Origin of the sequence: Massilia sp. GER05 (assembly GCF_052056005.1) — a bacterium.
Taxonomy (GTDB): Bacteria; Pseudomonadota; Gammaproteobacteria; order Burkholderiales; family Burkholderiaceae_D; genus Telluria; species Telluria orientalis.
In genome coordinates this window covers 3707962-3721248 of the sequence record NZ_CP178858.1, presented here as the reverse complement: position 1 = coordinate 3721248, position 13287 = coordinate 3707962, and the positions used below count along the sequence as shown (strand labels likewise).

The window sequence follows — 13287 nt, the reverse complement described above, 5'->3', positions numbered from 1 at the left end:
CTGCGGGAACGACGGTGCTTTTTTGTTTTCGTATTTATCTGAAGTCACCATGACCGAACCCGTACGCCTCTCCAAACGCATGTCCGAACTTGGCCTCTCCTCCCGCCGCGAGGCCGACGAGTGGATCGCAAAAGGATGGGTGAGAGTCGACGGCCAGGTGATCTCCGAGCTCGGCAGCAAAGTGCTGCCGCACCAGAAGATCACCGTCGAGCGCCAGGCCGCCGCCCAGCAGGCGAAGCGCGTCACCGTGCTGCTGAACAAGCCGGTCGGCTACGTCAGCGGCCAGGCCGAAGACGGCTACAAGCCGGCCGTCGTGCTCGTGAAGCCGGAAAACCGCTGGGCGGACGATCCGTCGCCCGAGCAGTTCCACCCCTCGCAGCTGAAATCCCTCGTGCCGGCCGGACGACTGGACATCGATTCCGTCGGCCTGCTCGTGCTCACGCAGGACGGCCGCATCGCCAAACAATTGATCGGCGAAGACACGTCCATCGAAAAAGAATACCTCGTACGCGTGCAGTACACGAAGCCGGGACGCCTGCCGGACGCCGACCTCAAGAAGCTGAACCACGGCCTGTGGATGGACGGCAAACCGCTGCTGCCCGCGAAGGTGCGCTGGCAAAACGACGACCAGCTCAGCTTCACACTGAGGGAAGGCCGCAAGCGCCAGATCCGCCGCATGTGCGACATGGTCGGCCTGAAAGTCATCGGCCTCAAGCGCGTGCGCATCGGGCGCGTGAAGCTCGGCGAACTGCCGCCCGGGCAGTGGCGCTATCTGGGCGCGGACGAGAGGTTTTGAGTCAACGGTGCGATTTGGCGGGCTCGGGGAGCCCTCCCTACGATCCGTCGATGCCGTAGGGTGGGCCCCCCGTGCCCACGCAGCATTCCTCGAACATCAATGCGCGTGCCGCATCTGCATCCACGGATCGAGCACGCGCAGTTCAGCGAGCACGGCCCGCGGCGCCTCGACGGTGCCGCCGCTGTCCTGGTCCCACTCCAGCCTCAGCTTCGACCGGCCCCGGCGCAAGTCCACGCGGGCGTAATCGACCCACGCATCCTCGGCATCGTATTCGAACGTCTTCATCCAGCCGGTCCGCAGCAGCGCTTCGAGCGTCTGGCGCAGTGCAAACGGTGGGAGGTCCGAAATCGTTTCGGGGTGTAACTGGGGGTCGTTGAAGACGCCCAGGTATCTGACGAATTGTGAAATCCACGCCATCGCTGCCTCCCAACATCGGTTGACGTTGATTTCAGTCTACTTAGGCGGCAGGCACATTGACGTTCGCTAACGCACATAGCGGAACCAAATGCAGTTCACATATGTCACAATTTTGTAACTTATTGTTTCAACAACGTCGTATGATCAGTTTCAGACAAGAATCTGGTGCAACTCCTCGAGACTGACGGGTTTCGTCAGATGGTGGGAAAAACCGCGGTTGCGGGTCTGGCGCCGGTCGGCGTCCTGTCCCCAGCCGGTCAGCGCCGCGATCCGCACGCCGGTGAAGCGTTCGTCCTGGCGCAGCCGGCGCGCGACTTCGTAACCGTCCATGCCGGGCATGCCCAGGTCGAGCAGGACACTGGTCGGCTGGAACGATTCGGCCATCGCCAGCGCGGCGCGGCCGTCGTACACGACGCGGACCTCGGCGCCATCCGCTTCGAGCAATAGCCCGAGCGTGTCGGCGGCATCGCGGTTGTCGTCCACGACGAGGATGCGCTGGCCGTGGAATGGTGCGGCGGGACGCGCCTGGCCCAGGGGAGGCGCGTCGTCGTCGACGTCGCGCTCGGGCGCGAGCGGCAGCCGCACGATGAATTCGCTGCCCTGGCCCGGTCCGGCGCTGCGCGCCTCGACGGTGCCGTGGTGCATCTCGACGAGGCTGCGCACCATCGTCAGGCCGATGCCGAGGCCGCCCTGCCCCCGTCCAGCGGACCGGTGAACCTGGGCGAACATGTCGAACACGCAAGGCAGCGCGTCAGCCGGAATGCCGATGCCCGTGTCGCGCACGATGGCCACGACCTGGCCGTCCTCGCGCCGCGCGTCGAACCAGATGCGCCCGCCCGTGTCCGTGTACTTGGCGGCGTTGTTGAGCAGGTTCGCAAACACCTGCGTCAGGCGCACGCGGTCGGCCTCGAGGACGAGCGGCGGCTCCGGCAGCGCGACGGCGAGCTGGTGACCGGCGCGGTCGATCATCGGCTGGCTCGTCTCGACGGCGCCGTGGACGATCTCGGCGAACGGCACCCGCTCCAGCTTCAGGTCGATCTTGCCGCGCGTGATGCGCGACACTTCCAGCAGGTCGTCGACGAGGCGCGCCATCTGCTTCACCTGCCGCCCCACCATCTCGACCACGCGGTCGGACTGGCGCCGGCCGTCGGGACGACGCATCAGCTGCACCGCGTTGCTGATCGGGGCCAGGGGATTGCGCAGTTCGTGGGCCAGCGTCGCAAGGAACTCGTCCTTGCGACGATCGGCCTCCTTTAGGGCCTCCTCGGCCTGCACGGCCCCCGTGATGTCGAGCGAGATGCCGACATAGCCACGGTGTTCGCCGTCGCCCGAATGCCAGGGCGACGCATGGGATTCGAACCAGTGCCGGCTGCCGTCCTTCACGACCGTCTGGACACGCTGGGTGTAGGCGCCGCGCGTGCGGATCCCGTCGTATACGTCGCGCAGGTACCCGTCCATGTCGTCCGGCCGCGCGATGCTCTTCCAGCCGGTCCTGCCGTCCTCCGCAGACACGTCGTTCGTCACGCAGCGCTGGTTCAGGTAGATGACGTTGCCGTCCACGTCGAACTGGTACACGAGCGCGGGCGACGCATCGGCCAGCGCGCGGAACCGGCCTTCGCTCTCGCGCAGCGCATCCTCGGCGCGCCTGCGCACGGTGATGTCGTGGAACAGGATCGCCACGCGCGGCACCTGGCGCCCGCCGACCGGGTACACGAAGAAGTCGTACCAGTTGCCCAGCGGCTGCGAGAAGCATTGCGAGCGGCTGGACACGCCGGTGCGCACGACCTGGGCGCAGGCGTCCAGCCAGCACGGCTCGTGCTCCGGGCGCATGCGGAGTTGGCCCGGCCCCACGTAGGCGATGTTGGCCATGCGCACGGCGGCCGGATTCGCTTCCGCGTAATCGAGGCCCGCCGGCCGGCCCGTGTCGTCGAAGCGGACGGTCGCGAGGAGAAAACCTTCGTCCATCGCCTCGAACAGCATGCGGTAGCGCCGCTCGCTCTCCGCCAGCGCGGCCTGGGTGCGGCGGCGCTCGTCGACGTCGATGTGCATGCCGACCCATTTGCGGACGCTGCCGTCGCGGTTGAACAGCGGCGCCGCGCGGGCATTGGTCCAGCGCCAGCCGCCGGACGCCATCTGCACGCGGAACTCGGCGTTCAGGACGCGGCGCGTACCGACGGCCGCGCGCCATTCGCGCAGCGCGTAGGCGCGGTCGTCCGGATGCACGGCCTCGATCCAGCCCACGCCCAGCGACGCCGATTCCGCCTGGCCCGTGTAGGCCGTCCAGCTGGGCGAACCGGTGACGACGCGGCCGTGCGCATCCGACTCCCACACGGTCTGCGCGAAGCCCTCGACCATCGCGCGGAACCGTTCCTCGCTCTCGGCCAGGCGCGCCTCCGTCTCCTTGTTCTCGGTGACGTCGATGACGAACAGCACGCAGCGCGCGTTCGCGCCGTCGCCCGAGATGCGCGCGGGCGCGAACAGGCCCCACCAGCGGCTGCCGTCCTTGCGCTTCATCTGCTTCGTGTACGGCAGCGTCACCCCCTTGTCGATGAGGTCGCGCAGCGCGCGCGCCGACACGTCCCAGAACTCGGCCGGCGTCATGTCGCGCCAGTTCGGCATCGTGCGCAGTTCGGCGCGCGTGTAGCCCGTCATGCGCTCGAACGCGGCGTTGACGTCGCGCACGGTGCCGTCGATGTCGAAATACAGCACGCCGACGGTGCTGATGCTGAGGGTGGCGTCGATGAGGGCCTTGTGTTCGCGCAGCAGGCGCTCGGCCGCGCGGCTTTCCTCGACCTCGCGCTCCAGGTGCTCCTTGGTTTCAAGGACGGGCCGCAGGCGTTCCTCGACCTTGCGCTCGATCTCGCCGCCGCCGGCCTGGTGCGCGGCCGCGGCGAACGCCGCGCAGGTGCGCAGGCGGCGCAGGTCCTCGGCGTCGAAATGCGCGCCGTCATCGGCCAGCACGGCCGCCAGCGCGCCGGCGGCGCCGCCGTGGAGGTGCCACGGCACGCCGAGAAACTCGGCGACCGGCACCCCGCAGGCGCGCAGCGAAGGGTACGTGTCGGCCGGCTGTTCCAGCAGCACCGCGCCGTCGGCGCGGATGACGGTGCCGCACGCGCACTCGTCCAGGCCCCAGCGTTCGCCCTCGTGCCCGGCAAGCGCGCCGGAGACCACGCACCAGCGCACGGTGCCGCCGTCGCTCCCGTCCGCTCCATCGCGCACCGCCACGACGACCGCATCGGCCCCGCACAGCGCACGCACGGCATCGGCCAGGTGCTGCAGCACGTGCTCCGGCGTGTCGGCCAGCGCCTGAGCCAGCCGCGCCAGCACGACGCTCTCCGCCGCGCCGTCGCGCGCGGGCAGGTGCGCCGCGCGTTCGCGCAATACCGCTTCGACGACCTCGTCGTCGCGGGCTCCGGTCGCTGCATCAAATGTCGAGTCGGCCATAGTCGTCGAGTCTTGGTTGCCCACACCCTGCAACCCCAGATTACTTGACAATCCGATCAGTGCCAATCGAATTTCAATCGTGCCCGCCATGTTTAACAATATTTAACGAATTCCGGGGCAACGACGAACGAAATGGTGATCCGCCCGCCAAATCAAGGTATTTGAACGGCCACCTTCCCGCTTCACGATATAAAGAAGATAGCGATAACAGGCGGCCTGAAAATTTTCATTGTGTTCGCGATGATTGCGCACGATCAGCGCACCGGGTCGGGTTCGCCCAGCGCGCGCTCCAGTTCGTCCAGCCGCACGGGCTTTTTCAGGTGCAGGTCGAACCCCGCGGCCAGCGCCCGGCGCACGTCGTCCGGCTGGCCGTAGCCGGTGACGGCCACGAGCGGGATGCCACCCTGGCGCGCCAGCGTCCGCGCGACCACGTAGCCGGAGATGTCGGGCAGGTCGATGTCGACGAAGGCGACGTCGGACCGCCGGCGCGCGGCCAGCGCCAGCGCGGACTTGCCGTCCGCCGCCGTCATGACCGTGCAGCCGCGCGATTGCAGCAGCGCGCAGGTCATCTCGCGCAGGTTTCCGATCACGAAAATCCGAATCTTCTGATTGCAACTTCTGCAAGTTTGAAACGCCTCGCGCACGCGCAAAAAAAGGCATAACGCCTGTCAGTACAGGCGATACGCGTGTTGCATGCTGCCTGTCTCTGGCGTAGCATCCACGCTTTGCCCGACCCTTTCCATGAAAACCGAAATCCTTCCCCTCCCCACGCAATCCCGTTCGTTCCTCACCATCGCCCTGATCGAGATGTGGGAACGCTTCGGCTACTACGGCATGCAGGCGCTGATCGTGTACTTCATGGTCCAGCGCCTCGGCTTCGACGACAGCCGCGCCAACCTGGTCTGGAGCGCCGCCGCGGCGCTGATCTACGTCTCGCCCGCGATCGGCGGCTGGATCGGCGACAAGGTGCTCGGCACCAAGCGCTCGATGGTGCTGGGCGCCCTCGTCCTCACGGTCGGCTATGCGCTGATGGCCGTCCCCACCGAGAACACGTGGTTCCTGTTCTGCGCCCTGGGCGTCGTCGTCGTCGGCAACGGCCTGTTCAAGCCGAACACGGCAAACCTCGTGCGCAAGATCTACGAAGGCGACGATTCGAAGATCGACAGCGCGTTCACGCTGTACTACATGGCCGTGAACGTCGGCTCGACGATCTCGATGCTGGCCACGCCGTGGATCAAGGACTACGTCAACGCGACGTACGGCGGCGAGGTGGGCTGGCACATCGCGTTCGGCGCGTGCAGCGTCGGCCTCGTCGTCGGCCTGTTCAACGTGCTCCTCATGCGCGCGACGATCGCCCACGTGGGCTCGCTGCCGGACGAGCGCCCGCTCGCCGTGGGCAAGCTCGCCGCCGTGCTGGCGGGCGGCGTCGTGATGGTCGGCATGTCGGCCGTGATCCTCGAATACCAGACGCTGGCCCGCATCTTCGTCTACCTGGCCGGCCTCGTCGTGCTGGGCATCTTCATCCACCTGATCCGCAGGAGCGCGCCGAACGAGCGCGCCGGCCTGACGGCGGCGCTCGTGCTCACCTTGCAGTCCGTGTTCTTCTTCATCTTCTACCAGCAGATGTCGACGTCGCTGTCGCTGTTCGCGCTGCGCAACGTCGACCTGGAATTCAACCTGCTCGGCGCGCACCTGTTCGACTGGTCGCCGGCCCAGTTCCAGGCGCTGAACGCCATCTGGATCATGGTGCTGTCGCCCGTGCTCGCGTGGGCCTACAGTACCGCCGGCCGCAGCGGCAGGGACTTGTCGATCGCCGGCAAGTTCGCGCTGGGCTTCTTCGCCGTGGCGCTCGGCTTCTTCGCGTACGGCGTGGCGGGCACGTTCGCCGTCGGCGGCAAGACGTCGTCGTGGGTGATGGTCGCGGGCTACGGCCTGTATTCGCTGGGCGAACTGCTCGTCTCCGGCCTCGGCCTCGCGATGGTCGCGCGCTACGTGCCGGTGCGCATGAGCGGCTTCATGATGGGCGCGTACTACGTCGCCACCGGGATCTCGCAATACCTGGGCGGCGTCGTCGCCAACCTGGCCAGCGTGCCGGGCGACGTGACGGACCCCGTGCAGACCCTGCCCATCTACACGAGCCTGTTCAACAAGCTGGGCATGGGCGCGCTCGTCTGCACGGCGATCGCGCTGGCCGTGCTGCCCCTGATGCGCAAGCTGTCGGCCACCCACCACGCCCACAACTGACCGCATGGATCTCAAGCACCGCATTGTTCATGAGGAACGCATCAATACAACGTGACGACAACCTTGGCAAAACGTTTCGGCTTGTTGCAAACCGGAAATATGTTATATTTGCGACATGCCGGCCGACACTCCGCCGGCGCCACGTCAACGAGCCATGTATCGTCCTTACTTCGTCCGCCCTCTCCTGGCCGTCGTGGCCTGCGTGTCCGCCGCCGGCGCCGTGCGTGCCGCGCCGCCGCCGGCCTACAATTTTTCGCCGGTCAACCAGTACAACCTGCAGGTGTCGGCCGGTTTCTGGAACCCGATCATCCGCTACGTGTCGCAGAAAAGCGGCGTCCGGCTGAATCTCAAGCTGGGCCGCACGTCGGCCGATACGACGAGCTACGTGCTCGCGCGCGAAGTCGACTTCGCGTTCACGAATCACCTGTTCAGCCCCGACCGCGCCAGGATGGGCTGGACGGTGTTCGGCCGCCGCGACGCGCCGCCCGTGCGGGCGCAGATCGTCGTGCCGGCCGATTCGCACGTGATGACCCTGGCGCAACTGGCCGGCGAGTCCGTCGCCTTCCCGGGGCCGGAAGCGATACTCGCGTACAAGGTGGCGTATGCCCAGTTGCAGCACCGGAACATCCCCGTCGACGTCGTCTTTGCGGGCAATATGGATGCCGCCTTTGCACAGATGTTCGCGGGCAAGGCGATGGCGGCCGGCGCCAATTCGCAACTCGTGCAGAACTACGAGCGGCGCGAACATAAATCGTTCCGCGTGCTGTGGAGTTCGGAACCGTTCAACGATCTCGCGCTGATGGCGTCGCCGCGGGTGCCGGCCGACCAGGTCCGCGCCGTCGCCCAGGCCTTCATCGGCATGGACCAGGACCCGGAAGGCCGCCGCATCCTCGCGGCTGCCACGGAACTCGTGCATGCCGCGGTGCCGCTCGCCTTCGTCGCGGCCAGCGACGCCGACTATGCCGGCTACCGCGCGTTCTACGCGGAAGCGCCGTCGAACGTGCGCTGACGCGATGACATTCTCCCCATTCCTGCGCGTCATGCGCATCATTCCCGCGCTGCCCCGCTCCCTCGTCGGCCGCGTGTTCACCGTGTTCAGCCTCACGCTGCTGCTGTCGATGGGGACGGGCCTGGGCCTGTTCTACCGCTACCAGTTCCTGCAGCACATCGAGGAAACGCAGGACACCGCGCTGACGCTCGTCGAGGTGGCGACGCAGACGATCGAGGACAGCGTCGTGATCGGCGACTACGACACGGTCAAGCGCACCCTGGGCAAGATGCTGTTCCAGTCGCCGTTCAAGCGCGCCGAATTCATCGACGTGGGCGGCGGCACGATCCGCGTGGACGCGCCGCGCGTGACGCGCGCGCTGGCGCCGCGCTGGCTGGCGGCCTGCATCGCCGCCAAGCTGTACGACGTCAATCGCATCGCCAACGTGGGCGGCAAGGACTACGGCGTCGTGCGCCTGCAGTTCGACGAGGAAAAGCTGGCGGCCCAGGTGTGGAGCCTCGTGCTGGAGACCGCCGGCGTGGCGTTCGTCGTGTTCGTCGCGAGCCTCGTCCTCATGCGCACCCTCGTGCGCCGCTGGCTCGACAACCTGGGCCGGCTGCGCTCGTTCGAGCACGACGTGGCCGCGGGCCGCGTCACGGCCGAGGCGGCGCTGCTGGCCGACGCGCCGACCGAGATCCAGGAAGCGATCCGCGCCGTGAACCGCAGCGCGGCGAGCCTGCGCGACCAGTTCGGCCAGCGCATCGACTCGCTGATGAACTCCCTCATGCAGCACAAGAGCGCGATGGACCAGGCCGCGATCGTGTGCGAGGCCGACGCGGCCGGCGTGATCACCGGCGTCAACGACCTGTTCGTGACGAGCAGCGGCTTCACCCGCTCCGAGGTCGTGGGGCAGCGCCTGGGCGACGTGGGCCGCCCGGCCGGCGCGCGCCTGCCGTGGCAGCCGTCGGACCGCGTGTGGAACGGCGAGGTCGTGATCGCGGGACGCCACGGCCGGCGCCACTGGTACCGCACCATCGTGCCGATGTTCGCGGCGCACGGCACGGTCGAGCGCTACATCTGCATCGACATCGACATCACGGAACGCAAGGAATTCGAGCGCACGATCGTCGAGAACGCGCAGCGCCAGACCCTGATCGCGGAGCTCGGGCGCAAGGCGTTGGCCGCGAACGGCCTCGACGACCTGTTCGCGGACGCCGCCGACGCCGCCGCGCGCGGCCTCGGCGCGGCCTGCGCCGCGCTGTTCGAAACGGGGCCGGACGGCATGCGAGTGCGCGCGGGCGCGGGCCGGCTGGCGCAGTCGACGGGTCTCCAGCTGGCCTGCCAGCACGGCGACGCGCCTGGCATCGACGCTGCGCTGCGGCCCTGGTTCGCGCCGCTGGCGGCGCTGCACGGCATCGACACGGGCATCGACACGGCCATCGTGTGCGGCGAGCGCACCTTCGGCCTGCTGGGCGTGTACGCCGCGCACCCGCGCCGTTTCGGGGCCGACGACGCCAGCTTCCTGCACGGCGTGGCCAACATCGTCGCCACCGCCGTCGAGCGCCAGGAAGCGCGCAACCGCCTGACTTACCTGGCGCAGTACGACCCGCTCACGAGCCTGCCGAACCGGCGCCGTCTCGCGCACAGCCTCGAAGACGCGATCGCCGCCGCCGCGCGTGCACAGGGCCGCGCGGCCGTCATGTTCATCGACCTCGACCGCTTCAAGAACGTCAACGACATGCTGGGCCACGGCGTCGGCGACCAGCTGCTCGTGCAGGCGGCGAAACGGCTGTCGGCCTGCGCGCGCGCCGACGACGTCGTGGCGCGCCTGGGCGGCGACGAATTCGCGCTCGTGCTGCCCGCGCTGGACGACGACGGCATCGCCGCCAGCATCGGCGCCCGCGTCATCGAGGCGCTGGCGCAGCCGTTCTATCTCGCAGGCCAGCAGCTGTTCGTGTCGGCCAGCGTGGGCATCGCCACGTATCCCGAGAACGGCCGCGACGCCGAGACCCTGCTGAAGAACGCCGACACCGCGATGTACGGGGCCAAGAACGGCGGCCGCAACAACTACCAGTTCTACGTCGCGGAGATGCACGAGAACGCCACGCAGCGCCTGCAGACGGAAACGCAGTTGCGCCAGGCGCTGGAGCGCGCCGAATTCCTGCTGCACTACCAGCCGAAGCTCGACCTGGCGACCGGCACCATCTGCGGCTTCGAGGCGCTGTTGCGCTGGAACCATCCGCAGCGCGGCCTCGTGCCGCCGCTGGAATTCATCGCCATCCTCGAGGACACGGGCTTGATTTTGCCCGTCGGCGAATGGGTGATCGGCGAAGTGTGCCGCCAGCTGAAGGCATGGCAGGCGCAGGGCATGGCCGTGCAGCCGGTAGCGATCAACCTGTCCGCGCGCCAGCTGCAGCAGGCGGATCTCGCCGGCGCCGTCGAGCGCATCGTCGCGCGCGCCGGCGTCGACCCGGCGCTGCTGGAATTCGAATTGACGGAATCGATGCTGATAGCGAACCCGGAGGCCGCCGTCGAGATCCTCGCGCGCATCAAGGCCCTCGGCATACGCCTGTCCGTCGACGATTTCGGCACCGGCTATTCGAGCCTCGCCTACCTGAAGCGCTTCCCGCTGGACGCGCTCAAGATCGACCGCACCTTCGTGCGCGACCTGCCGGACGATCCGGACGACGCCGCGATCACGAAGGCCGTGATCCGGCTCGCGCACAGCCTCAGCCTGAAGGTCGTGGCCGAGGGCGTCGAGAACGTGGACCAGCTGCGCGAACTGGAACAGTACGGATGCGACCAGATCCAGGGCTATTACGTCAGCCGACCCGTGCCGGCCCAGGCGTGCGAAGCGCTGCTGGCCGGGACCGCGATTGCCTAGGATCGGCTAAACTGGAGGGATTCCACCGTTTCGACTATCCCACGATGTCTCACAATCCCCTCCAGGTGGCGCGCCGCGTCGACGCCATCGAACCCTTCCGCGTGATGGAAATGGTCAAGGCCGCAGCCAGCATGGTGCGCGCCGGCCAGGACGTCATCAGCATGAGCGTCGGCGAACCCGACTTCACGGCCCCCGACCTGGTCGCCCGCGCCGCCATGGACGCGATCCAGCGCGGCGCCACGCAGTACACCGAATCGCTGGGCCTTCCCGCCCTGCGCGAGGCCATCTCCGCGCACTATGCCCGCGCCTGTGGCCTCGACATCTCCCCGCAGCGCATCGTCGTGACGGCGGGCGCGTCGGCCGGCCTGCTGCTGGCCTGCGCGGCGCTCGTGGCGGACGGCGACGAAGTCCTGATGCCCGACCCGAGCTATCCGTGCAACCGCCATTTCGTCAGCGCGTTCGGCGGCCGGGCCGTCCTCGTGCCGTCCGGCCCCGCCGAACGCTACCAGCTGACGGCGGCCCAGGTGGCCGAGCGCTGGACGGCGCGCACGCGCGGCGTGATCGTCGCGTCGCCGTCGAACCCGACCGGCACGTCGATGACGCCGGAGCAGACGCGCGACGTCGTCGCGGCCGTCCGCGCGCGCGGCGGATTCTCCATCGTCGACGAGATCTACCAGGGTCTCTATTACGGTGACAAGGAAGACGACCGCGCGACGAGCGCCCTGTCCTTCGGCGACGACGTCATCACCGTCAACAGCTTCTCGAAATACTTCAGCATGACAGGCTGGCGCCTGGGCTGGCTGGTGCTGCCGGAATCGCTCGTGCCGGCCGTCGAAAAACTGGCGCAGAACCTGTTCATCTGCGCGCCCGCCATCGCCCAGCACGCGGCGCTGGCCGCCTTCCACGACGACGCGATCGCCATCTTCGAGGAGCGCCGCCGGGAATTCCGCCGCCGCCGCGACTTCCTCGTGCCCGCGCTGCGCGACCTCGGGTTCCAGGTGCCCGTGCTGCCGGACGGCGCGTTCTACGTGTACGCCGACATCACGCAGGTGAACCACGCGCTGGCGCACGACAGCAGCGCGTTCGGCATGGCCGTGCTGCGCGACGCGCTGGTCGCGCTCGTGCCGGGCGACGACTTCGGGTTCGCCGCGCCGAAGCAGCACGTACGCTTTTCCTACGCGACGAAGTACGAGCGGATCGAACAGGCGGTCGACCGCCTGGCGGCACTGATCAGGCGCTGACGTCGGCCGGCGCGTCGGCGACGACGGCCAGCAGCGCCGCGGCGCCGACCGGCTTGACGAGATAGCGGTCGAATCCGGCCTCGAAGCCCCGTGCCTCGTCGTCCGGCTGGCCGTAGCCCGTCAGCGCGATCGCGTAAGGACGGGCGCCTTCCTGCTGCGCGCGCAGGGCCTGCATCAGCTCGAGGCCGTCGAGTTCCGGCAGGCCGATGTCGCACACGATCACGTCCCACCGCTCCGCGAGCGCGCGCGCCAGGCCTGCCCGGCCGTCGCCGGCACAGACGACGTCATGTCCTTCCGCCGCGAGGATGTCGGCCAGCGTGGCGCTGGCATCCGCATTGTCTTCCACGAGCAGGATGCGGCGGCGCGGCGTGGCCTGTGCCGGCTCGGGCCGGACCGGCGCGGCGGGCAGGCCGGCGGCGCGCGGCAGGCGCACCGTGAAGCGGCTGCCGCGGCCGGGGCCGTCGCTGTGGGCCTCCACCGTCCCGCGGTGCATGCCCACGAGGTTGCGCACGACGTTCAGGCCCACGCCAAGCCCGCCCTCGGACCGGGCCAGCGAGCGCGGGCCCTGCGTGAACAGGTCGAAGATGTAGGGCAGCACCTCGGGCGCGATGCCGGTGCCGTTGTCGGCGATGGTCACCACGATTTCGTCGGATCCTGCCTGGGCGGCGAGCCGCAGCCGGCCGCCGTCGCCCGTGTACTTCGACGCATTGCCGAGCAGGTTCGTGAACACCTGCGCGAGGCGCACCTTGTCGCCTTCCACCGCGACGGTCGCCGCCGGCAGTTCGACGTCCAGCACCTGGCCGCGCTCCAGGATGCGCGGCTGCACCGTTTCGACGGCGTGGCGCAGCACGTCGGCCAGCGCCAGCGTCTCGACCGTCAGCTTGATCTTGCCGCTGCTGAGCCGGGCCGCGTCGAGCAGGTCGTCGAGCAGGCGCGCCATGTGGTCGACCTGGCGCGCGATCACGCGCGCGAGCCTGAGCTGCTGCGGCGCGGCGTCCGCGTCGCGTTCCAGCAGCGACGCGGCCATCGCCAGCGGCGACAGCGGGTTGCGCAGCTCGTGCGCCAGCATGGCGAGGAATTCGTTCTGGCGGCGATTGACCGCCTCGGCATCCTCGCGCTGGTACTGGGCGTCGACGGTGGCCAGCACGAGGTGCTCGTTCGCTTCGCGCAGACTGGCCACGTCCGCTTCGAGCGCGCGGATCCGGTCCAGCAGCGCGGACTCATCGAAGGAACGTTGTTCCGAAACAGGCGGCTGTTGCTCGTACGTTCCCAT

The 13287-nt window shown here is 68.5% G+C and carries 9 protein-coding genes; 5 read left to right on the top strand and 4 right to left on the bottom strand.

The genetic code is table 11. The features are described from left to right. Positions 1 to 49: 49 nt before the first annotated feature. Entirely contained in the window at positions 50 to 796 is a 747-nt protein-coding gene (locus ACL58G_RS16715) for a pseudouridine synthase (protein ID WP_440962507.1), read from the top strand. A gap of 96 nt (positions 797 to 892) precedes the next feature. On the opposite strand, the gene ACL58G_RS16710 is transcribed toward ACL58G_RS16715, so the two are convergent. The 3 genes from ACL58G_RS16710 to ACL58G_RS16700 all read right to left on the bottom strand — a co-directional run bounded on the left by ACL58G_RS16710 (position 893) and on the right by ACL58G_RS16700 (position 5247). Then, positions 893 to 1213: a hypothetical protein gene (locus ACL58G_RS16710; protein ID WP_413339911.1), complete on the bottom strand. Its 321-nt coding sequence runs from the start codon at positions 1211 to 1213 to the stop codon at positions 893 to 895. Between the two features lie 150 nt (positions 1214 to 1363). Beyond that, the gene (locus tag ACL58G_RS16705; RefSeq protein WP_440962506.1) at positions 1364 to 4657 is read right to left on the bottom strand and encodes a hybrid sensor histidine kinase/response regulator; all 3294 of its coding nucleotides are present in this window, start codon (positions 4655 to 4657) and stop codon (positions 1364 to 1366) included. 254 nt (positions 4658 to 4911) lie between these two features. Further along, positions 4912 to 5247 carry a response regulator gene (locus tag ACL58G_RS16700; RefSeq protein ID WP_440962505.1) on the bottom strand — a complete coding sequence of 112 codons (336 nt, stop codon included), beginning with the start codon at positions 5245 to 5247 and terminating at the stop codon, positions 4912 to 4914. A gap of 151 nt (positions 5248 to 5398) precedes the next feature. Between ACL58G_RS16700 and ACL58G_RS16695 the strand changes: the two genes are divergently transcribed. The 4 genes from ACL58G_RS16695 to ACL58G_RS16680 all read left to right on the top strand — a co-directional run bounded on the left by ACL58G_RS16695 (position 5399) and on the right by ACL58G_RS16680 (position 12014). Continuing rightward, positions 5399 to 6901 carry a peptide MFS transporter gene (locus ACL58G_RS16695; protein WP_440962504.1) on the top strand — a complete coding sequence of 501 codons (1503 nt, stop codon included), beginning with the start codon at positions 5399 to 5401 and terminating at the stop codon, positions 6899 to 6901. Positions 6902 to 7055: 154 nt separating this feature from the next. Then, on the top strand, positions 7056 to 7910 hold the full coding sequence (locus tag ACL58G_RS16690; protein ID WP_413385317.1) for a phosphate/phosphite/phosphonate ABC transporter substrate-binding protein: 855 nt from the start codon (positions 7056 to 7058) through the stop codon (positions 7908 to 7910). A 4-nt stretch (positions 7911 to 7914) separates the two neighbouring features. Then, entirely contained in the window at positions 7915 to 10773 is a 2859-nt protein-coding gene (locus ACL58G_RS16685) for an EAL domain-containing protein (protein ID WP_440962503.1), read from the top strand. 44 nt (positions 10774 to 10817) lie between these two features. Continuing rightward, complete coding sequence (locus ACL58G_RS16680; RefSeq protein ID WP_440962502.1) at positions 10818 to 12014, top strand: pyridoxal phosphate-dependent aminotransferase; 1197 nt, start codon at positions 10818 to 10820, stop codon at positions 12012 to 12014. On the opposite strand, the gene ACL58G_RS16675 is transcribed toward ACL58G_RS16680, so the two are convergent. Continuing rightward, positions 12004 to 13287, bottom strand: coding sequence for a hybrid sensor histidine kinase/response regulator (locus ACL58G_RS16675; RefSeq protein WP_440962501.1), 1284 nt, complete (start codon positions 13285 to 13287; stop codon positions 12004 to 12006). The two genes, ACL58G_RS16680 and ACL58G_RS16675, sit on opposite strands and share 11 nt — an antisense overlap.

Coding starts and splice junctions, on each gene's coding strand:
- ACL58G_RS16715 (WP_440962507.1), top strand. CDS start 50: ATGACCGAACCCGTACGCCTCTCCAAACGCATGTCCGAACTTGGCCTC.
- ACL58G_RS16710 (WP_413339911.1), bottom strand. CDS start 1,213: ATGGCGTGGATTTCACAATTCGTCAGATACCTGGGCGTCTTCAACGAC.
- ACL58G_RS16705 (WP_440962506.1), bottom strand. CDS start 4,657: ATGGCCGACTCGACATTTGATGCAGCGACCGGAGCCCGCGACGACGAG.
- ACL58G_RS16695 (WP_440962504.1), top strand. CDS start 5,399: ATGAAAACCGAAATCCTTCCCCTCCCCACGCAATCCCGTTCGTTCCTC.
- ACL58G_RS16690 (WP_413385317.1), top strand. CDS start 7,056: ATGTATCGTCCTTACTTCGTCCGCCCTCTCCTGGCCGTCGTGGCCTGC.
- ACL58G_RS16685 (WP_440962503.1), top strand. CDS start 7,915: ATGACATTCTCCCCATTCCTGCGCGTCATGCGCATCATTCCCGCGCTG.
- ACL58G_RS16680 (WP_440962502.1), top strand. CDS start 10,818: ATGTCTCACAATCCCCTCCAGGTGGCGCGCCGCGTCGACGCCATCGAA.
- ACL58G_RS16675 (WP_440962501.1), bottom strand. CDS start 13,287: ATGGGAACGTACGAGCAACAGCCGCCTGTTTCGGAACAACGTTCCTTC.